This is a genomic window from Dactylosporangium salmoneum (assembly GCF_039532525.1).
Lineage (GTDB): Bacteria > Actinomycetota > Actinomycetes > Mycobacteriales > Micromonosporaceae > Dactylosporangium > Dactylosporangium salmoneum.
In genome coordinates this window covers 12642-34539 of the sequence record NZ_BAAARV010000078.1, presented here as the reverse complement: position 1 = coordinate 34539, position 21898 = coordinate 12642, and the positions used below count along the sequence as shown (strand labels likewise).

15 protein-coding genes and 1 tRNA gene are annotated in these 21898 nt (G+C 65.7%); 8 read left to right on the top strand and 8 right to left on the bottom strand.

The genetic code is table 11. The features are described 5' to 3' along the window. The first annotated feature begins 68 nt into the window (after window positions 1–68). The 4 genes from ABD352_RS39555 to ABD352_RS39540 all read left to right on the top strand — a co-directional run bounded on the left by ABD352_RS39555 (window position 69) and on the right by ABD352_RS39540 (window position 4165). The gene (locus ABD352_RS39555; RefSeq protein ID WP_344617711.1) at window positions 69–1067 is read left to right on the top strand and encodes a hypothetical protein; all 999 of its coding nucleotides are present in this window, start codon (window positions 69–71) and stop codon (window positions 1065–1067) included. After that, the gene (locus ABD352_RS39550) at window positions 1058–1849 is read left to right on the top strand and encodes a hypothetical protein (RefSeq protein ID WP_344617710.1); all 792 of its coding nucleotides are present in this window, start codon (window positions 1058–1060) and stop codon (window positions 1847–1849) included. The genes ABD352_RS39555 and ABD352_RS39550 overlap by 10 nt, the downstream gene beginning before the upstream one ends. A gap of 62 nt (window positions 1850–1911) precedes the next feature. Beyond that, on the top strand, window positions 1912–2202 hold the full coding sequence (locus ABD352_RS39545; protein WP_344617709.1) for a helix-turn-helix domain-containing protein: 291 nt from the start codon (window positions 1912–1914) through the stop codon (window positions 2200–2202). Window positions 2203–3319: 1117 nt separating this feature from the next. Continuing rightward, window positions 3320–4165 (top strand): replication-relaxation family protein, encoded by an 846-nt coding sequence (locus tag ABD352_RS39540; RefSeq protein ID WP_344617708.1) that lies wholly within the window; start codon window positions 3320–3322, stop codon window positions 4163–4165. 5 nt (window positions 4166–4170) lie between these two features. Here ABD352_RS39540 and ABD352_RS39535 read toward each other — a convergent pair whose 3' ends face one another. After that, a complete protein-coding gene (locus ABD352_RS39535; protein WP_344617707.1) occupies window positions 4171–4779 on the bottom strand; it encodes a hypothetical protein in 609 nt (202 codons plus the stop codon). 39 nt (window positions 4780–4818) lie between these two features. Between ABD352_RS39535 and ABD352_RS39530 the strand changes: the two genes are divergently transcribed. Continuing rightward, a complete protein-coding gene (locus tag ABD352_RS39530) occupies window positions 4819–5121 on the top strand; it encodes a helix-turn-helix transcriptional regulator (RefSeq protein ID WP_344617706.1) in 303 nt (100 codons plus the stop codon). Continuing rightward, window positions 5118–6563, top strand: coding sequence for a tyrosine-type recombinase/integrase (locus ABD352_RS39525; RefSeq protein ID WP_344617705.1), 1446 nt, complete (start codon window positions 5118–5120; stop codon window positions 6561–6563). The genes ABD352_RS39530 and ABD352_RS39525 overlap by 4 nt, the downstream gene beginning before the upstream one ends. Before the next feature lie 375 nt (window positions 6564–6938). Here ABD352_RS39525 and ABD352_RS39520 read toward each other — a convergent pair whose 3' ends face one another. After that, window positions 6939–7085, bottom strand: a complete 147-nt coding sequence (locus ABD352_RS39520) for a hypothetical protein (protein WP_344617704.1) — start codon at window positions 7083–7085, stop codon at window positions 6939–6941. A 200-nt stretch (window positions 7086–7285) separates the two neighbouring features. Next, window positions 7286–10120, bottom strand: a complete 2835-nt coding sequence (locus ABD352_RS39515) for an ATP-dependent helicase (RefSeq protein WP_344617703.1) — start codon at window positions 10118–10120, stop codon at window positions 7286–7288. Between the two features lie 17 nt (window positions 10121–10137). On the opposite strand from ABD352_RS39515, the gene ABD352_RS39510 reads away from it, so the two are divergent. Then, the gene (locus ABD352_RS39510) at window positions 10138–10464 is read left to right on the top strand and encodes a hypothetical protein (RefSeq protein ID WP_344617702.1); all 327 of its coding nucleotides are present in this window, start codon (window positions 10138–10140) and stop codon (window positions 10462–10464) included. Here ABD352_RS39510 and ABD352_RS39505 read toward each other — a convergent pair. From ABD352_RS39505 to ABD352_RS39490, 4 genes are all read right to left on the bottom strand, one after another. Beyond that, a complete protein-coding gene (locus ABD352_RS39505) occupies window positions 10428–13133 on the bottom strand; it encodes a DNA methyltransferase (RefSeq protein WP_344617701.1) in 2706 nt (901 codons plus the stop codon). The genes ABD352_RS39510 and ABD352_RS39505 overlap by 37 nt on opposite strands. Beyond that, window positions 13123–16179 carry a BPTD_3080 family restriction endonuclease gene (locus ABD352_RS39500; RefSeq protein ID WP_344617700.1) on the bottom strand — a complete coding sequence of 1019 codons (3057 nt, stop codon included), beginning with the start codon at window positions 16177–16179 and terminating at the stop codon, window positions 13123–13125. Before ABD352_RS39500 ends, ABD352_RS39505 begins: the two co-directional genes overlap by 11 nt. Then, window positions 16176–17255, bottom strand: a complete 1080-nt coding sequence (locus ABD352_RS39495) for a hypothetical protein (RefSeq protein ID WP_344617699.1) — start codon at window positions 17253–17255, stop codon at window positions 16176–16178. Before ABD352_RS39495 ends, ABD352_RS39500 begins: the two co-directional genes overlap by 4 nt. A 437-nt stretch (window positions 17256–17692) precedes the next feature. Beyond that, window positions 17693–17765: transfer RNA gene (locus ABD352_RS39490), tRNA-Thr, on the bottom strand. Between the two features lie 216 nt (window positions 17766–17981). On the opposite strand from ABD352_RS39490, the gene ABD352_RS39485 reads away from it, so the two are divergent. Further along, window positions 17982–19073 (top strand): ABC transporter ATP-binding protein, encoded by a 1092-nt coding sequence (locus ABD352_RS39485; protein ID WP_344617698.1) that lies wholly within the window; start codon window positions 17982–17984, stop codon window positions 19071–19073. A gap of 182 nt (window positions 19074–19255) precedes the next feature. Here the strand turns inward: ABD352_RS39485 and ABD352_RS39480 are convergent, their stop codons facing one another. After that, window positions 19256–21880, bottom strand: a complete 2625-nt coding sequence (locus ABD352_RS39480; RefSeq protein ID WP_344617697.1) for an Hsp70 family protein — start codon at window positions 21878–21880, stop codon at window positions 19256–19258. Between the last annotated feature and the right edge of the window lie 18 nt (window positions 21881–21898).

The window sequence follows — 21898 nt, the reverse complement described above, 5'->3', positions numbered from 1 at the left end:
GACGGGTCGACTGTCTCACGTCGATTGTAACCTACCTAGGGATTTTCTAGGTAGGTTACATTAGCAGCGTGGAGACCGTCGACGGCGTCGAGTTGCTACTCGATGCTGGCCTGGACCGACGGGTCACGAGTAGCACCGAGATCGAGATCGGCACCGGCGACGGCCGGTGGTCGCGCCGCCAAGTCATGCTGCTGCGCCATTCGCCGAGCCCGCACGAGATCGATCGTGCCGCGACGGGGCTCCGGCCGCACGTTGACGGACTGCTCTTCGTGGTCCCGCGGGCGGGGCGTGCCTTGAAAAGCGCCGCCGAACGGGATCACCGGATCGCCTACTCGGCAGTGGATGAGGCGGTCGTCTGCTTCCGGGGCGAGACGTACCGGGCCGGCGAGCAACGGCCAGCCGGCCCCACGCATCCAGGTCGCACGAGTTGGACCCGGCTCGCCATGCTCCGGTTGTTCGCGCTGAGTCCGGCCGAGCCGTTGTCGCAGTCGGCGATCGCGCGTCAGCTTGGCGTGTCGCACGTTGCGGTCGGCAAGCAGCTGCCGCTGCCGGACGAGTTGGTGGCGCGTACGCCGGCCGGCTGGCAGGTCGTAGACCGGGCGGGGTGCTGGGACCGCTTCATGGCGGACTATCCGGGACCGCGCGGGTTGACCACCTACTGGGCGGCGACCGGTGACCTCGCGACCCAGCTCGAATGCATCGAAGATGTTGCCCGCGACCGGGGCGACGCCCCGCCGGCCGTGTCCGGCGACCTCGCCGCCGACCTCTACGCCCCGTGGCGACGCCCGAGCCGCGTCGTCGCCTACGTCGCCAGCCACCCTCCTCTGGAGGAGCACGGCTTCGCGGTCGTACGGCCGGCGGATGCAACGGTCGAGTTGCACACACCCAGGGATCCGACCGTGCTGGCCATGTCCCGCGAGTTGCCAGCCTCACGGGATGGGAACCCGCGTCGGTACACCGACCCGCTGATCGCGGCGTGGGATCTGAGCCGGTCATCGGGCGGGGATGTTGACTCAGCGGTCGACCAACTGCGAGCGCGGGCACTGCGGGAGCGGCTGTGGAGATGAGGCGTCACGTCGAACTCGTCGCCACCGCGTATGCCGACGAACTCTCAATACGATCCCTCGCGGAGATCAGTGCGATCACCGCCGACCAGAATGTGCGCATCGTCGGCGGGCAGATGGCTTCGCTGCTCCTGACCGCCTTTCCCGTCCCGGGGATCGATGTACGCCGCACCCGTGACGCCGACGCAGCCATCACCACCGAACTCGCCGGCTCCGGTGTCATCCATCAGCGCCTCCTTGACTACGGGTACACCGCCACCAGCGGCAACAGCTACACACGACCGGTACCCGACCTTGCCGTCGCTGGCGGACCCGTTCCCGAACTCGCCGTCGACCTGCTCATACCGTCCCTCGACGGACGCTTCCAACCCCAGGAGCACGGAGGACGCGCGTTCGACGCAGCCCCTGGGCTCGCCCCCGCCTTGGCCACCGACCCGATCACGATTGACGCGGCAGCGCGGATGCTGGGCGGCGCAACGCTGAAGTTCACCGTACGAGTGCCTACGGTGGAACTCGCGGTCGTCATCAAGGCGCTCGCGTACGGCTCGCGCCACCAGGCCCGGGATGTCGAGGACATCTATCGACTTCTGGAGATCATCGACAGCTACCCTCCAGACGAGATCGGTGGCTGGCGCCTGAACGAGACGCCCTTACTGGGCTCGCGACGCGACGCCGCGGTACACCTGCATGACCTGGCCCGGCACAGCCGGCGTCGCTCCAACATCGCGGTGCCAGCGGCGCGACTTGCAACACTCATCGCGTCCCTGGTCACGCGAACCGGCTGACGACTTGACCTTCACGCGAAGGCAAGCGTTGATCGACCTCCACCGTCCCATCGGGAGCGTCGATGAACACCGTCCCCACCCGGACCATTGCCGGAAGCACCCTCGGTGCGCTCGTTGCCAACCGCCGGCGGACGCTCGGCTTGAGTCAACGGGATCTGGCTGAACGGATCTGTCTGGCGTCGGGGCGAGCGACGATTACCCGGCATGAGCTGTCACGGTACGAGCGCGGGATACGGCTGCCGGGCGGCCCGATGACGGCCGTGCTGGCGAGGGTGCTCGACCTGCCGGTGACGGTGCTCGCCGACGCTGTCATCGCCGCGCAGGAACGTCGCCGCCGTCAAGGCCGCCATTGACCGTTCATTGATGCCGCGCACGGTCTCACAGGCGTGCACCGGCGCTGTTGGATTTTTGTAAGACTGCTGTGAGACGGGCGGGTGCTCGTCCCGGCTCACAGACGGCGATGCGCGCGGAACCACGTCGGCGATCGGGTGTCTCACAGCGACCGGCATGTTTGTGAGATCCCGGATCGGCAGATCTCACAGACGGCCGAAGGCGTTGTCAGACTGCTGTGAGATGCCCAAGTGTTCGCCACAGCTCACAAACGCCGTTTTGAAGGTGACGGACGGTGCAGCGAACGTCGTGACACCGGCTCGCGGCGCCGCCACCCAGGCGGCCGATGTCAACGGTGCCACCGCAGTTGGCGCGTCATGTCACCTGTGCCGTGTCACGGCCATCATCCGACGGCCCCGCTGCCGACCGGCGTGACACGGCGCCGGGGAACGCGACCGCAGTGACACGCGCCGGCGGTACGGCTCCCGCGCCGCCGCGACAGCGAAGGGCATCGATGTCAATGTCCGTCTGTCCTGCCCATTGACATTCGATCATTCGGTGTCACAGGCATCGCGGGGGGCCATGTCATAACGTCGCGGATACTCTGCCGATGACACTGTCATCGCAGTTGTCACAGCTGGCATGTCACAGTCCCACGACTACCGATGACATCGGCGGACATCGGTTGGCCGGCTGCCGGCAAGACATGTCACACGGCCGGATGCTGCCGGACAACGCCTCGAAGATCGCGGCCGCCGACCAAGGCGCGCTGACAGCTGGCGCACGGCGCGCGACCTGGCGGGGCGGGGGAGTGGCTGCGACCTGAAGAGGTGCTCGCCAGCGCTTACAAACCCGGATAGATGGCCGTCTGCCGCATCGAGCAGCAGGGCGAGCGTTCATGATCGGAAATGGAGATTGCAATGGGCACCGCCGCAACCCGTCAAATCAACGTCGACGGCCACGCCTTGCCGTCAGCCCGGTCGTCCCGCTTGCCGTCAGCAACGGGGTCAGTCTTCAACCTGACCCCGGTACCGACCGTACCGATCAGCTCACACCGCAGGTCACAGCCGCTGTCACCGGCCGGCCGATGTACTGCGACAGACCCTCTGCTTCGGGGTCTCCGGTGGGGTGGGAGCCGTCATGGATGATCCCGTCCTGCGCGTCCAGTTCCGGCTCACCAACCGCGACCGCACGCTGCTGGGCTGGCTGTACGACCACGGCGTCCTCACGTCGTTCCAGATCGCCGCGGCGCTGTTCCCGTCGCTGGACTTCTGCCAGCGCCGGCTGCGCACCCTGACCGAGCTCCGCCTGATCACGCGGTTCCGGCCGCACCGCCCGGACGGCGGCTCCTACCCGTACCACTACGTCGTCGCCCAGCTCGGCGCCGAGACCATCGCCGCCGCGCGCGGCGAACGCCCGCCACGGCGCGAGCACGCCCGTACCGAAATGCGACGCTGGACCGCCGGGCACCTTCTCGCGCACCGGCTCGGCGTCAACCAGTTCTTTACTGACCTCGCCGCCCACGCCCGCACCCACACCGGCACCCGCCTGGCCGCCTGGTGGCCGGAGTCGGCCTGCCGACGCCCCGGCGCGTTCGTCCGCCCCGACGACTCGGTCCTGCTGCACGCGTACCAGCCGCGGATCCGGCCCGACGGGTACGGCGAGTGGCTCGAGGGCGGTGTCATGGTGCCGTTCTTCCTCGAGTACGACACCGGCACCGAACCCCTGCGCACGCTCGTGGACAAGCTCGACGGGTACGCCGACCTCGCCCGCACCCTCGGCCGGGTCTGGCCGGTGCTGTTCTGGCTGCACAGCCCAGCGCGGGAGCGCAACCTGCAGCGGCTCCTGACCGACCCGCCGCCAGCCGTACCGGTCGCCACCGGCCACCGCGCTGGTCCACCATCACCGGCCGACGACGTCTGGGCCATGGCCCAAGCCGGCTGGTACCGCTACCGCCTCGCGGAACTGTCGCAGTTCACCGTGTGACCCGTTCACCGGTTGGCCGGCGTGTGCACCAGGCCGTCCGGCCCGGGCAGCGCGATCGCCTCCCTTCGCTGCTCAGGAAGTCCAGCCGCGAACGAGGCAGCATCCTTCCCGACGTCGATCTCGAACCCGATGACGGCGCAGGCGATCCCAACCTCCGCGTGAACAGCATCCGCAACGGTACCCAGCCAGGCGTCGAGCGGATGTCGCCAGCGCAACGACACCGGGCCGCCGTCCTCGCCGAACGGGAACGCACCGATACGCCGATCGGTGCGGCCAAGAGCGCCGAGCGGCAGGTTCAAGGTCAGCCACCGCTGTCCGTCGTCGAATTCGACCGACGTACACGCACAAACCACCCGGTGGCAGGAAGGCAACGCCACCGTCCCGGCGAGCAGTCCGTGCTCCTCGAGTGAGGACACCTGCAGCGGTACAGCAGCCATCTCGTCGCCCCCGTATATCCGCGGGTCGGCGTAGCAGCCCTCAACACGCGCAGCCGCCCACAGTCGGGTCAGCGCCGACTGCAGACGCTCCGGCCCAGCTTCGCCGAGCTCGATGTCCAGCTCGTAGAAGCCACCGGACCAGTTATCGCGGTCATCGAGCCGCGCCGGGTCACGCACCCCGTAATAGTCCCAGCCCAATGCCCGAGAGGAACCACCGTGTCCACCACCGCACCGCGCATCTGGACCGTCGACGACGTCCGCGCCCTCGGCGCTGTCACCGACCTGCCTACCGCCGCCGCTGTCCTCGGCATCGGCCGCTCTACCGCCTACGCCCTCGCCGCCGCCGGCGACTTCCCCGTCCCGGTCCTGCGGGTCGGCCGCCGCTACCGCGTCGCCGTCGTCCATCTGCTCGCCATCGTCGACCCCACCGGTACCGGCGACTTGACCACCATGCGAAGCGGAGCGTCGATCGACACCACCCGTGATCCGCACCGACTGCCCGTGAGGAGGCATGGTTGAACGGCACCACCTACAAGCGGTGCAGCTGCACCAACCCCGCCACCGGCCGCCCGTACGGCCGCGCGTGCCCAAAACTGCGCCGCCCCGGCGGCTCATGGCACCCGACGCACGGCATCTGGCAGTACCAATGCGAACTCCCACCAACCGCCGACGGCAAACGCCGCCCACTACGCCGCGGCGGCTTCGCCACCAAAGCCGACGCCGACGCCGAGCTCGACCGCATCCGTACCCTGCTCGCCCTGGCCGACGAGCCCGAGGACGCCACCCGCATCGGCGACCTCATCGCCGGCGCCATCAGCCGCCGGGAACCCCTCCCCGACCAGGCCACCGTCCGCCGGCTGCTGCACAGCGACGGCGAACACGACGACGTCACCGTCGGCGAATGGCTCGACGTATGGCTCGCCAGCCGCCGTTCCCTGCGCGAAACGACCCGCCGCAACTACGCCGACAACATCCGCAAGTACCTCAAGCCGCACCTCGGCCACATCAAGCTGGTCCGGCTCACCGGAAAGCATGTTGCCGCAATGTTCGACGCGATCAACGCCCACAACGAAGCCTTCCAGGCGTACCTCGCGGACCCCGACCTAAACCTCGGCCGCTTCGACGGCGACCGCCGCACCATGAAACCAGCCGGACCGGCCGCGCAACGACGCATCCAGGCCGCCCTACGCGCCTCACTCAACGCCGCCATGCGCCGACAGATGATCACCTACAACGCCGCCACCCACGTCGAACTGCCGCCGGTACGGTCAGCGAAGCCGCTCATCTGGACCGACCAGCGCGTCGCCGAATGGCGGCGCACCGGCCACATCCCGTCACCGGTCATGGTGTGGACCGCCGAGCAGACCGGCGCGTTCCTCGACCACATCATCGACGACCCGCTGTACGCCATGTACCACCTGATCGCCCTGCGCGGGCTGCGCCGCGGCGAAGCGTGCGGCCTACACCGCGCGGATCTCGACCTCGAGGCCCTCACTCTGACCGTGAGGCATCAGGTCGTCGTGGAGGCCTGGAAGCTCAACCTCACTGCGCCAAAGACGGACGGCAGCGAAGCCACCATCGCCCTGGACACCATCACCGCTCGGCTGCTGCGCGAACACCTAGAAGACCAGGACGACCTCCGTGAGCGAGCCGGCGCGGCGTGGGTCGAGACCGGCCTGGTCTTCACGCGCGAAGACGGCAGCATGATCCACCCCGACTACGTCACCCGCCGCTTCAAGGAAGCCATCGCCGAAACGGGCCTACCACCGGTACGGCTCCACGACCTTCGCCACGGCGCCGCCACCCTCGCCCTCGCCGGCGGCGCCGACATCAAAACCGTCCAGGCGATGCTGCGCCACTCCACGATTGTGCTCACTGCGAACACGTACACGTCGGTTCTGCCGCAGGTCGCGCGCAACGCCGCCGAAGCGGCCGCCGCGCTGGTACCAAGACGGCGATAGCGAACTGGCCAAGTCGATCGGTCCTCGGAGACTGCATATCAGCTGAGCGACGAAAAAGCCCGTATCCGGTCCATTTGGCAAGCTCACTAGCGTTGCCCAGTCCAACACTTGGGTTATACCGTTCACAGCCCGTCTCGGGCACCAACAGACACGCATGGCAGGCCACCAGGTTGGATCGCCCGGCACCGGACGAGGTCTCCTCGATGCACAGAGGGTCGGCAAAGCACCATCGCGCTCGTACGATCGCCAATCGGACAACGGCGTTGAACCCCGCTGCGGCGCTCTGGGCGGCAAGGCCCTCCGAGGCTGCCTACACTGTCAGCGAAGGCGGTGTAAATGAGAATGCCGCCCTCTTCTTCGCGTGAGTACAGCCGTTCACGAAGCGATGCCGTGGGATGGCCGATTGTCAAGGCTGAGCTCGTTCAGCACATCGGACAGACTGTGCAGCAGCAATTCGCGCGACACCGCAGCGTCGGCCGGAAGGCCGAATGTGTTCGCGTGGAGCCGCATGCCGTCGCGCACGACTTGCGCCCGACGTGCGCGAACTCAGTTGCTTCCCACTGCTCGAGCGACTCGGAATTCAGACGCACGAAGATACCTTCGCCGAGCACCTCGACTGCAGGCAGCCATACGGGTTGCGCAACCGCGAGCGGTCATCGATGACCGGCCGCAGTCCGAAGATCTCACGTACCGCGTCGGTCTGCCGACTGAGCTAAAGCCTGTCAGCGCCCCGTTGCGGCTCGACGGCTTCTCTTGGCGTCTGGTGGAACGTCACGGCACAGCTCAGCGAGGTCACATTTGCCGCAGTGTTCGCTCCAGGTCGGCAACCGAGGGAGATGGTTGTCTCGCAGCGAATCTCCTGCCTCTTTGATCCTGGCTCGTACGCTCACCAGGAGCGGATCCTCCACTTCCTCCCGGATCGTCTTTCCCTCCTCGTCAAGGTTCAGGACCTCGATGAGATCAGCTCGCTTACCCGTCAGTTCCTCGTAGCCCACTGCGTACACATGCAGCTGATCGCGCGTGACATCTTCGTCTTGGGCTCGAGCAGTCGACTTGAAATCGACGATCGCTAGCTCGTCCGTGTCGAGCCGGCGAACGAGGTCGATCCGCCCGTCGACGGTGATCCCGGGGCTAACGTGGACTTGGATCTGCTTCTCACTGTGGACCGTCCGCTCGAGATCAGACTCGTGGTCCTTGAGGTAGCGCTTGACCGCCTTCACAGCAGCCCGGTGAAGCGTCGTCTTCAACTCTGGGTAAGCGTAGGGAGTGTGCAAGTGGCGGATGACGAGATCTTCGGCGGCCTCCTGTCGGACCAGGTCACCTGCAATTGCCCGCTTGTGCACCTCGGCAAGCGCGTCGTGCAGCCCCTTGCCGTAGCCCAACGCCTCGTGAAGAGGCGGGTTGAAGCCATACAGGAATCGCAATTTGAACTGGTACGGACACTCGAACAAGTACTTCAGCTCCGAGAACGACAGCGTGACGTTCGGGGTTTCGTGACGGGCGCGAGGTTCAAGGCGGGGCGTGCCCGCCGCGACACCGCCCTCGCGCGTCGAGAACCACTGCTGGGCAGCGCAATGGTCAAAGAACGCCGATCGCCGGCGATACAGCTGGTTCCCACCCGGGGAGAACGAGACGAACAGGTACTTCTGCGCACGGGTGACCGCTACGTAGAACAGGCGAGTTTCGTCCTCTAACGTTCCCTTATAGCGATCAGCGTCGCCCACCGCAGTTTCGGGGATTACGTGGAACAGGCCAAGTCCGCCTTGCCGCTTGGCGGGGAAGCGGTTCGCACGAAGACAAGGCAAGAAGACCGCCGGCCATTGCATGCCCTTCGCCTGGTGAACCGTGGTTAGCGTGACCGCATCGGGCATTGCGTAGCCCACGTCTGCGTCAGACTCCGCGTAGTAGCCAGGCGCCTGATGCTCAAGCCAAGCGGCGAACGTCTCATACTTCTGCTTGGGCGCGGTGTTGAAGTAGATCTGCTCGAAATCGGAGATCGCCTGACTGAACTTGCCCAGCTGGTAAAAGACCAGTTCACGTCGAACCGGCTGCCCCGGAACGGTCTCCTCCCGCAGACCGAGGGCTTCCATGAACTCAAGGTAGAGGCGCTGGATGTTGTACACGCCCCATCGCTTGCCGCGGTCGAAGTCGCGCCCTTCGTCCAGCACCGCCATCGCGCCGCCCCAGTCTGCCGTTGATGGCAGAAGCTTCGCGTCCGCCCAGAGGTCACGCAGGTCCGACGCATCCATCAGCCCGGCCATGTAGCGGAAGACGCCGACGACTGCCTGGATCTCGGGGCTGTCGAAGAGCCGGTTTAGACCCTTCACCACGTACGGGATCTCGCGCCGCCGCATCTCCTCCACGAGAGGACCAGCGTCATTCGCCACCGACCGATAGAGGACCGCAAAGTCCGACCACGAGAGCCCGCGTGCCTCTGTGTCGGCCGCGTCCTGGAAGGCGAGACCTCTCATGGCCTCGATGCGGTCGCAGATCCACGCGGCTTCGTCGTACTCATCAGCAAACTCGCGCGCGATCATGTCGCCTCGCTGCCACCGTTGATGCCCGGCACGGACCATTGCCTTGGGAAGCCGGTTCGCGTCGGGGATGCGCTCGGCGACGGACCGGCCGACCTCCACGACGCCTTCGCTAGACCGGAAGTTCTCGGCCAGCGTGACCTGGCGGACGCCTTCGTACCGGTCCTTGAAGGTGACGATGTTAGACACTTCGCTACCCCGCCACTGGTAGATCGTCTGGTCGTCGTCACCTACTACACAAAGGTTGGCGCCGAACTGAGTCAGGCCACGGACCAGCCGTTCCTGCAGCGGATTCACGTCCTGGTACTCGTCAACCACGACGTACCGGATGTCTTCCCGAATGTGCTGCTGGACCACACCGGAGCTCTCGTCCTCGTCGATGTCACCCTCGAGGAACTGGACTGCCAGGTTGATCATCTCAGTGAAGTCGAAGTAGGCATGCGCGTAGAGGAGTTTCATGTAGTCCTCGAAGGATGCCACCACGCCGGCTGGGACAAGGTCCCAGTTCACGGTGTCTTCCCGCAGAACACCCGTGGCTTGCAGGAAGAGTCGCGAGTGCAGGAACCTCCGCAGGTACGGCGTGCCGCTGCTGAGCGTTGGGCAGACGGTCAGGCCCGACTTGCGGCTGTTGCGGTCGACGAACATCCGAGATGTGATCTCAGTGAGCACCGAGAACTTGAAGGTCTCGGGGACCAGCCGCTGAAGAAGGTCTAGCGCGTACCCGTGCATCGTGCCGACGTACATCTCTGCCAGTCCGAGCGTGTCGAGGCCGTCCTTCTCCAGGATCGAGAGGATGCGTTCCTTCAGCTCGGCGGCCGCCTTTTCGGTGAACGTGAAGGCGATCAGGTTCCGAGGCTCCACGCCCGGTCGGGCTAGGATGGCGGCGATCCGCTGCGAGATGACCTGCGTCTTGCCCGAGCCGGCACAAGCGATGATCTGCAGGGGCTCGTCGAGGCAAACGATCGCTTCCTTCTGTGCCTCTGTGTAGGACGTCATGTGCGCCTTCCAGTCCAGGGGAACCATCTTGGACAACCGACCGGATGCCCGACCTGGGGGCCTTGGACAACCCGCTTGCCTTTGCTGACCTTCGCCCGCTCGATGGCTGCCTCGGTTCGCTCGACCCCGAACAGGATCCTTGTACGCTTGCGCCGCAACGACTCTCCGGCGCGGATGGCCTCAGGGGCCTCAATGGTCCCGGGCTCTGCGGCAAGCTTGGAGAGGGCGCGATTGACGTCGCGAGCCTCTGCATTCAGCCTCGCAAGCCGCGCCTCGAGCTCGGCCCGTTGGGTCGCGGCGGCGCCGGGCCTTCTTTTTCCCAACGCCATGACCGTCAGACCTCGAAGACTTTCATGACCTCGTCGCCGTAGTCGTTGATGACCTTCACGGCGATTTTGCCAGTCTTGGGTTTGGGGAACGGCCGCGACACCGTCTGGTAGAGCGAGTCCCACGCGTCGGGGTCGATGTCGGCCTTGAGTGCCGTCTTGAGTCGCTTGTATGGGTCGTTGTCGCCTGTGAAGTAGCAGTGGCGGACGAAGAAGGACTCCTCGTTGTAGTCGGTGTCGATCATCCACAGCGCGACCCGGCTGGTGTCGCTACTCCGCACCTCGCCGGTGGTGGGGTCGTAGACGTCGACGCCCTTGAGGTTTACAACCAAGCCGTCCGGAGTCTTATCGATGACGATGTCGGGCTCACCGAAGACCGTAAATAGGTTGCCGGCGCCAGTCTTCTTGAGCTCCTCCCCCATCAGAAGGTCTGCGTTCATCCGGACCATGAGGACCGGGATGCGGCCGAGCTTTCGGGCGCCGGCGACGTTGGCGAAACCTTCGTCGGAAGCCTCCACGGTGACGCCATCGTCCTCGGTCACCCCGGTGACCTGGGCGTCGAAGGCGAAGCCGAGGATGCAGAGCAAGTCCACGTCCTCCGCGCTGATCGCCTCGCGAGCGGCCTTCTTGACATACGACGCGCTGACGGTGCCGTACTGCGGTCCGACTGCGATCGCGACGCGCGTCGGCGCGTCACGCTCCGACTCGCCCGTTCGCTCACCGATGGCTTGGACGTACTCACCTGCGTAGGTCTCGAACGACGCGAAGCTAATCCGCTCCTTGCGTCGACCGTTCTGGATGCCGGCCTTCGCCAGGTTCTCCAGGATCGACTGCTCGAAGTTCGGCGCGTCTGCTTCCTTGGCCGCCTCGGTCTCACTCCCGGACTCGCCGACCGATCCCTCCGGGCCGCCTGTGAAAGCAAGGGAACGGTGCGGGCTCAGGGACTCGACGGTGAACGGCCCGGCGACTCGCACTTTCCTGGAATCCTCAAAGGGCCGATCGTAAAGCAATTCGAAGTCCGCGTGGCGCTTGATTGCAGCATCAAGCTCACTAGGAGTCATTCCCTCTCGAACATCTGGGTTATTTGCGATGGACTTCAACGTGATGCGCTGCACACGCTGATAAACAAAACCTTGTCGAATGTCACGCCCGAAAGTCTCGCGGGGCAACACGTGTACGGTCAGGGATTGCTCCTTAGCGTGACCTTCGGTGCTATCGGCCAGAAGGAACCATGGGAACTTAGCGCCCATAATCCGCTGACGTGCAAGCGCGAGGGCAACGCGGGAAGTGTCGATAGTGATCCACCGGCGACCCCAGTGCTCTGCAACGAGGGCGGTCGTGCCCGAACCGCAGGTCGGGTCCAAGACCAGGTCTCCAGGATCGGTACACATCAGAAGACACCGTTGCACGACCTTCGTGTTGGTCTGAACGACATAGACTTTCGGTTCTGCAAAGCCGGATGTGACGGTGTCCTCCCACAAGTTGCTGAGAGGAGCGACCGGGAAGTCTTGGAGATCGCGCAGGTAACGCAGCTTCCTGCCGACCACCCGTATCCTGCCCGCCTGGATTAGTCGGCGCATGCCGTCAGGGTTGGTCTTCCAGTACCCAGGTCGAGGTCTATAGGCCGTCCCTTCGAACTCAACCGGGAAGTCGCCCGGTGGCCGTTGGCTCGTCAGAGTGTCTGGGTATACACGCCGTGACCCATTGGGAAGCTGATCGATCCCTGCCAACTCCTCGGCGGTCATTCGCCTCATAGACCCATCGCGCATCAGCAGCGTTGTGTACTGCTCATCCGCGGTCTTCGTCTTCTGCGCGTAGGGCTGGCGGTATTTCAGACGCGGAAGGTCAGTTGCGTACCACAATATGATGTCAGCAACTGCCCCAAGGTAGCTGGACGTCGCACCAGCAGTCTTCTTGAAGACGATCTGGCTGACGAAGTTCTCGGATCCGAACACCTCATCCATAAGACTGCGAACAAGGTGGACGTTCTCGTCGCCGATCTGTACGAAGCATGAGCCAGAGTCGGTGAGCAGGTCCCGAGCAGTCAGTAGGCGGTCACGCAGGTACGACAGGTACGAATGAATGCCGACTTCCCACGTGTCTCGGAATGCTTTGATCTGCTCAGCCTCACGTGCGGCATCCTCGAGCTTGCCGTCCTTGACATCGCGGTTACGCGCTGAGACCTGCCAGTTGGAGCCGAACTTGATGCCATAGGGCGGGTCGATGTAGACCATCTGCACCTTGCCGCGCAGCCGCTCGCGCTCGGCGAGTGAGGCCATCACTTGGAGCGAGTCACCGAGGATCATGCGATTCGACCAGTTGGCGTCGTGCTTGTAGAAGTCGACTTGGTCGAGCTCGTCGAGGCCGTCGAAGTTGTCGAAGAGGGTGAGTTCCGGCTCGTCTTCGGGCCGCCCCGCCGTATGGCGGAGATTCTCGATGAGGACGCGCGGATCGATCTTCTCCTGGATGTAGATCGGGGGTGCGTCCGCCACCAGGTCGGTGTCAGTCGCCCCAGCCTCTTCGACGGCCGAGTACTTGCCGCGCCAAACCAGCTGAGGGTCGAGGGTCTCGTCGCGGGCGTAGCGGACCTTGCGGGCCTCTTCCAGGCTCGGGTCCACGAACTCGTGGGCGTCTGCCGTCGGGATGTTGGTCCGCTTGTCGCCGTGCTTGATGGCGTCGACCGGGGTGGGGCCATTCTGCGTGCTACGCGCCACGAGCGCTCCTCAGGTTTTGAGTCTGGAAGTCGAGCAGATCCGGGTCGCCGATGATCGGGGCGTCGTCGTGGAGAAGCTGGATCGACTCGCCGAGCCGAATCTTGAACTCGAGCGGGTAGGTCATCTCGACGTAGCCCCAGCGACCTAAGCCGCCGTGGTTGTTCACCGAGGCACACCAGGAGTCCCTGGCCGTGGTGGCTTTCGCCTGCGTGGGGCCGGGGCTCTTCTGACTGCCGGACACCTCCACGATGAGGGTGCGGTCGAACTCCTCATCCTCGAGTCGCTTGAGGCGGACGAGGAAGTCAGGGACGTAGGAGTGGGTGCGGCCCTTATGCACGTACGGGATCGTGAATCCGAGGTGGTCGTTCTTCACATACGCGGCAACGTTCGGGTTGAGCTCGAGCTCGGCGGCCAGTAGCTGCTCCCAGGTGTTGCCGTCCTTACCGTCGAGAGTCACGTGGGAGACCTCGGACTTCTCCGTCGGCACGGTGGCCTTGCGGGTGGGAAAGTCGACGTCGCCCGTCGAGCCTTGTGGGTCGAAGCGGTTGAGCATCGGCCGGAGCCGGCCCCGACGGTCAGCCAGGCTGGTGATGGCGCCCCAGATTTTCTCGGCTGCTTCGGCCTGTGCCTCTGTGATCGTCATGAGGTAGCCGAGATCGTACCCATCGGCCAGGACGACGCGCTGCTCGATCCAGTCCCTGCACATGCCGACCAGCCCCGGGAACAGCCAGGGTCGCTTGTCGTCGACAGTATTAAAATTTGTGTCGAGGACGCGCTTCGCAAGCGCGAACGCGACCTCCTGCGAGCGGTAGACCCGGTCCTCGCCACGTTCGCGTTCCCCAGAGCCAACAACGCCCAGCATCTCGACCCAGCGCGGGACCGTATTCGGGCCAATCTCGAAGACAGGTGCAGCGTCAAGGTCCAGCCAGATTTCCTCATCCGGAAGCTCGACCCTGTAGCCGGTCAGCTTGGGGAAAGTGATCCGCAGGTGCTCGCGGCCTTCCAAGGCTGCCACCTGCTGAACCGGCTTCGGCGGCAGCGGGTCCTTGATCGGCTTGTCGGAGGAGATGAACTGGAAGGGGATGCCGTAGACGTTGGCGTACTCGGGGTCGAAGTATCCATCGTCATTGATCGCGTACGAACGGCGACGGAGACCACGCCCGACGACCTGCTCGCAAAGCAGCTGACTGCGGAACGCACGGACGCCGAGGATATGCGTGACAGTGTTCGCATCCCAGCCTTCGGTCAGCATGGAGACACTGACGACGCAGCGAACCTGCTCTCCGAGCCTGCCCTTCTTGCCGACCGTGTTCATGACTTCGCGCAGCAACTCGTCGTCGGTGATCTTCTCGACATCAGCGCCTGGGTTGCGCCGCCGGTACTCGGCCTTGAACGCTGCGATCTCCGTCCCCACAGCCTGCTTGAACTCTGGCTTCATGCCTTCGCCCGACTCCAGTTGGGCGGAATCGATCAGGATAGTCCTCGGCCTGGCCAACGGCTTGCCGTCGAGGACGTTGCTGAGCAACGCAAGATTCCCGGGCCTGTGAGCGACGATCTCGCCGTTCACCTCGATCTGTTCGCCTGCGATCCAGTCGTAGACGAGCTTGCTTACCACCGTGTTCGGACACACCACAATGAAGACAGGTGGGGTCTCGCCGTGCCGCTCCAACTCCTGCTGCCAGTGGTTGAATGCCTTTCTGTAACTGCGGTGCAGGCTCTTCAACGCCCCTTCGAGTTCGGGCGGAGGTAGCCAGTCGTTGACCTTATCCTTCGCCGCACGCTTGGGGAGCTGGTCACCGACGAAATCCCACAGGCGGAGGTAGGTAACGAGTTCGTGGTCAGCGTCGTCGTCGACCGGGGTGCGCGGCACCTTTACGATTCCGGACTCGATCGCGTCCATAAGCGAGAAGTCGCTGACGGTCCACGGGAAGATATAGCCCTCGTTGTAGCCGGATCCTTTGAGGTAAAACGGGGTTGCGGAGAGGTCGAAGATCTGCTTGATCCCGACATGCTTGGCGATGGCCTGAAGCCCCTTGAACCACACCCGGGCTTCCTCATTGGCAGCCTGCTGCTCCGCATCCGCCTTCTCGCCGGCCGGGAGCGGCTTGTCCTGGTAGCAGTGGTGGGCCTCGTCGTTGAATACGATGATCTGCTGCTTGTCCGCGCCTAGGTCTCGAAGCACGCGGCTCACCATCGCTTGCGGCGTCTCCCTGAACGCGTCCTCTCTGCGATCACCTTTGAGGAGAAGCCTTGTGTTCTTGGCAACGCCGCGAATTTCCTTGGCGTCCTTGAGCTGGAACGCGTGGTAGTTGATGATCACGATGCGGGCGTGCTCGAGTCCGCCCTTTAGGTCCGCAGGGATCAAGTCGCGGAGATCGTAGTAGTTTTCCGGATCCGCGGGAAGCAGCACTCGGAGGCGGTCGCGGATCGTAATGCCGGGCGCCACGACTAGGAAGCGGTTGGTAAAGCGGACGTCGCGTGGGGACTGTACCTTGTTGATCGTCTGCCAAGCGATAAGCATCGCCATCACCACGGTCTTACCCGCGCCTGTTGCCATTTTCAACGCAGCCCGGGGAAGGCCATTGTTGTGCGCCTGGTTCTGCGGTTCAAGTCGCTTTCGCCAGTCGGCGTAGCCGTGAATACGGCCCGCAACCTCCGTCAAAAAGATTGCCGTCTCGGCTGCCTCGCGCTGAGCGAATATGACGCGATTCTCCCGCTTCGGATCCGCCCAGTGCTGCAGCAGTTTCCGGGTGATCGGGGTTACGCCGGCGTAGTCGCCGCCGCGACGCCACTTCGCGACATCCCGACGGATCTCGTTGATTAGGGAGTTCTTCTCCCGCCGCTCACCGGTCGCATCAAAGTCGAACACGCCCTGCTGGAACTGTCCCTTCTTGCCCTTCTTAGTGATTGCGATCGGAATGAACGACTCGCTCGGCCGGCGTCCGTCGTTAATCTCCCCCGTCGGGCCCTGTGGGCCAATCTCGTAGTAGCGGTCCGGCTGCTCATACGGGGAGTTCAGGATTGGGTTTTCGATCGTCCCCGTCATACGTATTCCCTCCGACGTGCACCATGGGAGATGAGTGGCGTAAGACTTGCAACTGCGTGGCGGTCAGCGGTCACGGATGGAGCTGTCTCATGATCACCGTAGCCAGTTGACGGCGGCGAATGAGGTGCGGGTCGGTGATGACTGGCCGAGCCGAATGGTCCAGGAGCTCCCGCGGCGGCGCACGTAGGTGAACGCCTCGTGAACCAGGTTCGGTTAGGGGTTATTCGCCGGATGCCAACGCGGCGTGGACATCGATGGTGTGGTCGGCCAGGTCCGCGATCTTCGTGGCAGTTGCCGCGCCTCGCTGCCGCAGGTCGCGGATCGCTGCGGCTCTGCTGCGCCTTGTTGGTCGGCAGCGGCATGAGCAGCCGCTCGCACACGGGCTGCCACCACTTCGGACGAGCGTCGGGCAGCTGTAGCCCGCTGAACTCGCGCGCCAGGATGGCGGCGAGCGCGCCGATCGTTCCCGTGGCGCCGGCTTCGAGGCGGCCGAGCAGCTCCGCCGGAATCAACGGATCAGCCGCTGGCAGGACGAGCAGCACGCCAGCGTTGTGGATGCGCGAGCCATCGGGCGCCATACAGCCGGTGGCGCTGACGACCGGTTTCGCACCGATATGGCGCATCGCACGCTCGAATAGCTCGATCCGCTCGTGGTCTTCCCACACGTTTACTGCGACCTGGCCGTCGTTGCCGAGCTCGATCAGCTGTTGTAGGTACTGCTCGAGCAGGGCGGGGAGCGCGTCATCCTGCGGCCGCTTGGCAGTGTCGGCGGTCATCCTGCAGTCGGCCGGCAGGAGTTGACGGACCGCGGCGGCCAGGTCCCGGCGGGCGGTGCCGATCGCGATCCGCACGGCGGTCACCGGCGCCTGGCGAACCACGGCCGGCAACGACTCGATCCGCTGCTCCAGCTCCTCAACGCTGTCCGGCACGTCCCGGGACACTTCCGTTCTCCCGTAAATTCCAGCGATCCCCACTCCGAACGCTGCTGGCGTGCCGAAGGCGGGCAGAGCGTAAAGTACGCACGGATCGGTCGAAATTCCATCGAACATGCAGAGATCGCGGATGAGATCCGCCAAGCGGTCGACAACGGGTGCCCGAGCAGGTGATCGTTCGCCATGGATCGTGACGAGCTGGCCCGTTTGTCACGCCGACCGCCCGCTTTTGGCTGCCGGGCGCCGCGGGCTTGGCTCGCACAGCCCATCGACGACGAGTAAACCCATCGTTTGATTGGCCCGCATTGCGAGGCCGCTTGGACGGCGCAGAATCATTGGCCGAGGCGAGCAGGCTGGATAGCCTTATGCCGGATATGGTCCCAGCCCCGGCCAGTGAGGCGGATCGCGATGACACCCATACCGGCAACTTGCCACCGTTCGCACATGCGTTCAGCATGAGGCGCGATGTGCCGCGCATTGCCAGTCTGTCCGAGCACGGAATGAGCACAAGCCGCGACGTCACTGACCATCCAGGATCATGATCCACCCGAGAAATGCCAGCTCAGAGGCTTGATCAGGAGAGCCGACGGGGGGACTTGAACCCCCAACCTTCCGATTACAAGTCGGGTGCGCTGCCAGTTGCGCCACGTCGGCGTGGTCTCACGATGGTACCTAGGTGGGGAAGAGGTGTCCTCCGGATACTCCCGGGGACGAAGCGTACCAAAACACCACCAATTTGGACCGCGACCTTGGCACGGGGCGTTGTACCGCCTACTGTTGCGGTACTTCGTGCCCTGCACTGTCGCAGGCCGGAGGTACTTCTACTCGGATCGTCCGGCACGTTCCTGCCGGTGGAAGGTGGCTACCCCTATGGCTACGGTCACGTACGCGAAGGCGTCGCGGATCTACCCGGGCACCCCGCGCCCCGCGGTGGACCAGCTCGACCTCGAGATCGGGGACGGCGAGTTCCTGGTGCTCGTCGGGCCCTCCGGTTGTGGCAAGTCGACCTCGCTGCGCATGCTCGCCGGGCTCGAGGACGTCGACGCCGGTGACATTCTGATCAACGAGCGCAACGTCACGCACCTGCCGCCCAAGGCTCGCGACATCGCGATGGTGTTCCAGAACTACGCGCTGTACCCGCACATGACGGTGTACGAGAACATGGCGTTCGCCCTGAAGCTGCGCAAGACGCCGAAGCACGAGATCGACCGTCGCGTGAAGGAAGCGGCCGCGATGCTGCAGCTCGAGGACTACCTCGGCCGCAAGCCGAAGGCGCTTTCCGGTGGTCAGCGGCAGCGTGTCGCGATGGGCCGCGCGATCGTGCGTGAGCCGCAGGTCTTCCTCATGGACGAGCCGCTGTCGAACCTCGACGCCAAGCTGCGTGTCCAGACCCGTTCGCAGATCGCGACGCTGCAGGCCAAGCTCGGCATCACCACCGTGTACGTCACGCACGACCAGGTCGAGGCCATGACCATGGGCCACCGCGTGGCGGTCCTGCTCGACGGCGTGCTGCAGCAGGTCGACAGCCCCCGCGCGCTGTACGACCGGCCGGCCAACGTCTTCGTGGCCGGGTTCATGGGCTCGCCGGCGATGAACATCAAGACCGTGCCGCTGACCGACCAGGGTGGCCGCTTCGGCGACGTCATCCTGCCGCTGACCCGCGAGCAGATCGCGGCGGCGCAGACGGACGGGGCCAACGGGCGGGTCACCGTCGGGTTCCGGCCCGAGGACACCGACCTCGTCGGCGCGAACGACGGCGGCATCCCGATCACGGTCGACCTCGTCGAGGAGCTTGGTTCCGACGCGTACGTCCACGGGATCGTCGCGCTGGACGGGCAGGACGAGCGGTTCGTCGTCCGGGCCGACCCGCGCCGCACGCCGCGGCTGACCGAGATCGTGTACGTCCGTCCGCACGCCAACACGCACCACGCGTTCAACGCCGCGACGGGCCACCGCATCTAACGGCAGCAAGAGCAACAAGCGCAGCAAGAGCAACAAAAGGGGCGGTGCCTAGTGCACCGCCCCTTTTCGCGTAGAAGTAACCGGCAAAAACCCTGTCAGGGTATAAATCCGGAAATGTCGTGGCGCGTCAGCGCCCGACATTTCGGGCAAATCACCCAGAGTGACGAAGGTGCGAAAGCGCCCTACGCGAAGGCCCAGACCTGGAGCTTCGCCCCCGCCACGCACGCGATCTTCGTGGCGTTCCAGGAGCAGCTGGTGCCGACGACCTTGGGCAGCGTGCCGAGCGCGACCCGGCCCCCGCTCGCCGCCGACACCCCGACCAGCGCCACGTCGGCGGCGTACGGCGACGGGGCCTTGGCGAAGAACAGCAGGCTGCCGTTGGTCACCCGCACGCCCAGCGCCCCCATGTCCTCGGACTTCAGCAGCTGGGTGCCGTCCTCGCCGTACAGCCGGCTGGAGCTGCCGTTGGCGGAGGTGGCCAGGATCTGCTTGCCGACGGGGACGAGCAGGTCGGTGGACTTGGCCTCGCGCTGCCACAGCTGCTTCTTGTCGGCGACCGACAGCATGTGCAGCGTGGTGTCCGAGCCGTCCGAGGCGGACGAGTCGAGCACGCAGACGCGGCCGGCGCCGCAGGGGGAGACCGAGGCGACGCGGTGCTTGTCGTCGCCCGCGTACAGCTGGTCGGGCTCGCTCTGCTTGGTCAGGTCGTAGACCTTCACCGTGTACTTCGAGCTGGTGCCGTACACGATGAGCATGTCGTCAGCCATCGCGTACTCGGAGTAACTGTCGCCGCTGTCGTTCCAGCTCCGCAGGACCTTGCCGCCGGCCGACGCGTCGCGCAGGTTGATTTTGCCGCCGTCCATCGAGACGTAGGTCGTGCGGGACTTCGTGTCGCGGTTGGTCGGGCCGCCGCCGAAGTCGGCCGGGCCACGGGTGTCGGCCGCGTTGACCGGGCCGCGGATGACGGTGCCCTTCTTGTCGTCGTCCAGCGACCACTTCAGCTGGCCGCCCCACGCGTACGCGGTGGTCTTCTTGGCGGTGTACGAGTGGACCACCCAGACCGAGTCGAGGAACACGACGCGGTCGTCGGAGCTGAAGTCCTGCTGCGCGAGCTGCTTGCCGTTGGAGGTGTTCACCAGCCGCAGGGTTCCCTTGGTCCCGCCGGCGCCGATGAGCACCAGTCCGTCCGGATTCGGATAGAGCTGCCAGCGGGTGGTGTCGCTGTCGATGTCGGTCTGCCAGGCCTTCTTCTTGTCGTCGAGCTCGTATGCGGCGACGTGGAACTTCTTGTCCGCGACCCAGCCGACATAGGTGCGCGAGCCGAGCGTGGCGGTGACCGGGTAGCTGATCGCGTTGTCGTCGGCGCCGAGCGCCAGCTCGCCCGCGCTCGCCACGGTCTTGAAGTCGACGGCGTTGATGCGGTCACGGAAGAAGAACCAGTACGTGCCCGCCCCGACCAGCGCGAGCACCGCGAGGGCCGCCACCGCGCCGACGAGCAGACCGGTCCGGCGGGGCCGCGACGGTACCGGGGAAGGAAGCGGCGCGGCGGAAACCGGTGGCGAGCTGATCTGCCCCGGTGGAATCGCCTGCCCCGCGGTCATCGGATATCCCGGAGGCGCAGAAACCGGAGTACCGCCGAAGCCCCCAGAGACCGGAGAAACCGGCACGGCCGAGAACGGCGCCGTGGGAGGGGCCGCAGGAATGCTCTCCGTCTGATAACCAGCCGCGACTGGGACGATCTCGGCGAGCGCGCCTTCGGCGACCGGCAGCTCGGGCTGTTCCAGTACCGTCGGCGCGATTCCCAGGTCCGCGTGCAGGAGCCGGGCGGCCAGCGGCAGCCGCGACGAGCCGCCGACCAGGAAGAGGCCGGCCAGCTGGTCGGCGCGCAGCCCCGCGGCCTTGATGACCTTGCCGGTCTCCCACACGGCCTGGCGGATCAGCGGCTCGGTGACCCGCTCGAGCTCCTCACGGGTCACGTGCAGCGCCTGGTCGCGGCCGGGCACGGTGATCGGCGCGACCGTGGTGCGCGAGAGCATCTCCTTGGCCCCGCGCACGTCGTCCCAGAAGAGCCGGCGGTCGCGGCGCTGGGTGGTGTTGGAGGGGTTGCGCAGCTGGGCCCAGGCGTCCGGGCTGGTCTGGGCGATGACGTTGCCGAGGTGCTCGATGATCGCGGCGTCGACGTCGAGGCCGCCGAGGTCCTCGACGCCGCCGGAGCCGACCACGGAGAAGCGGCCGTTGTCGTTGCGCACGACGGCGATGTCCAGCGTGCCGCCGCCGAAGTCGAAGACCGCGAGCGCCGCGCCGACGGGCACCGGGCGGCGCAGGACGTCGGCGAAGTACCGCGCGGCGGCGACCGGCTCGGGCACGAGCCTGACCGGCGGCCAGCCGGCCCGGCGGGCCGCCTCGGCGAGCGCGTCGCGGCGGCGGGCGCCCCAGGCCGCGGGGTAGGTGAGCACCGCGGTGGGCAGGAACCCGACCGCCTCGACGGCGGCCCGCGCGACCGCGGCCAGGATCGCCGCGAGCAGGTCGACGGTCGCGATCTCCCGGTCGCCGAGCAGGACCGTGGGCTCGTCGATGCGCCGCTTCGGGTTGGGCTCGAAGCGCGACGGATCGAGCCCGGCCATCCGGTAGGCGTCCCGGCCGACGTGCAGCCGACCCTGCTCGTCGACGTACACGCCGGACGGCATGATCGGCGCGCCGTCGACCAGGAGCGGCCGCGTCCGACCGTCGGGGTGGCGAACCACCGCGACGGTGTTGGACGTGCCGAGATCCACTCCGATGGCGAAGCCCTGCTGAGGCTGAGTCACCGGCCCATATTAGGTGCG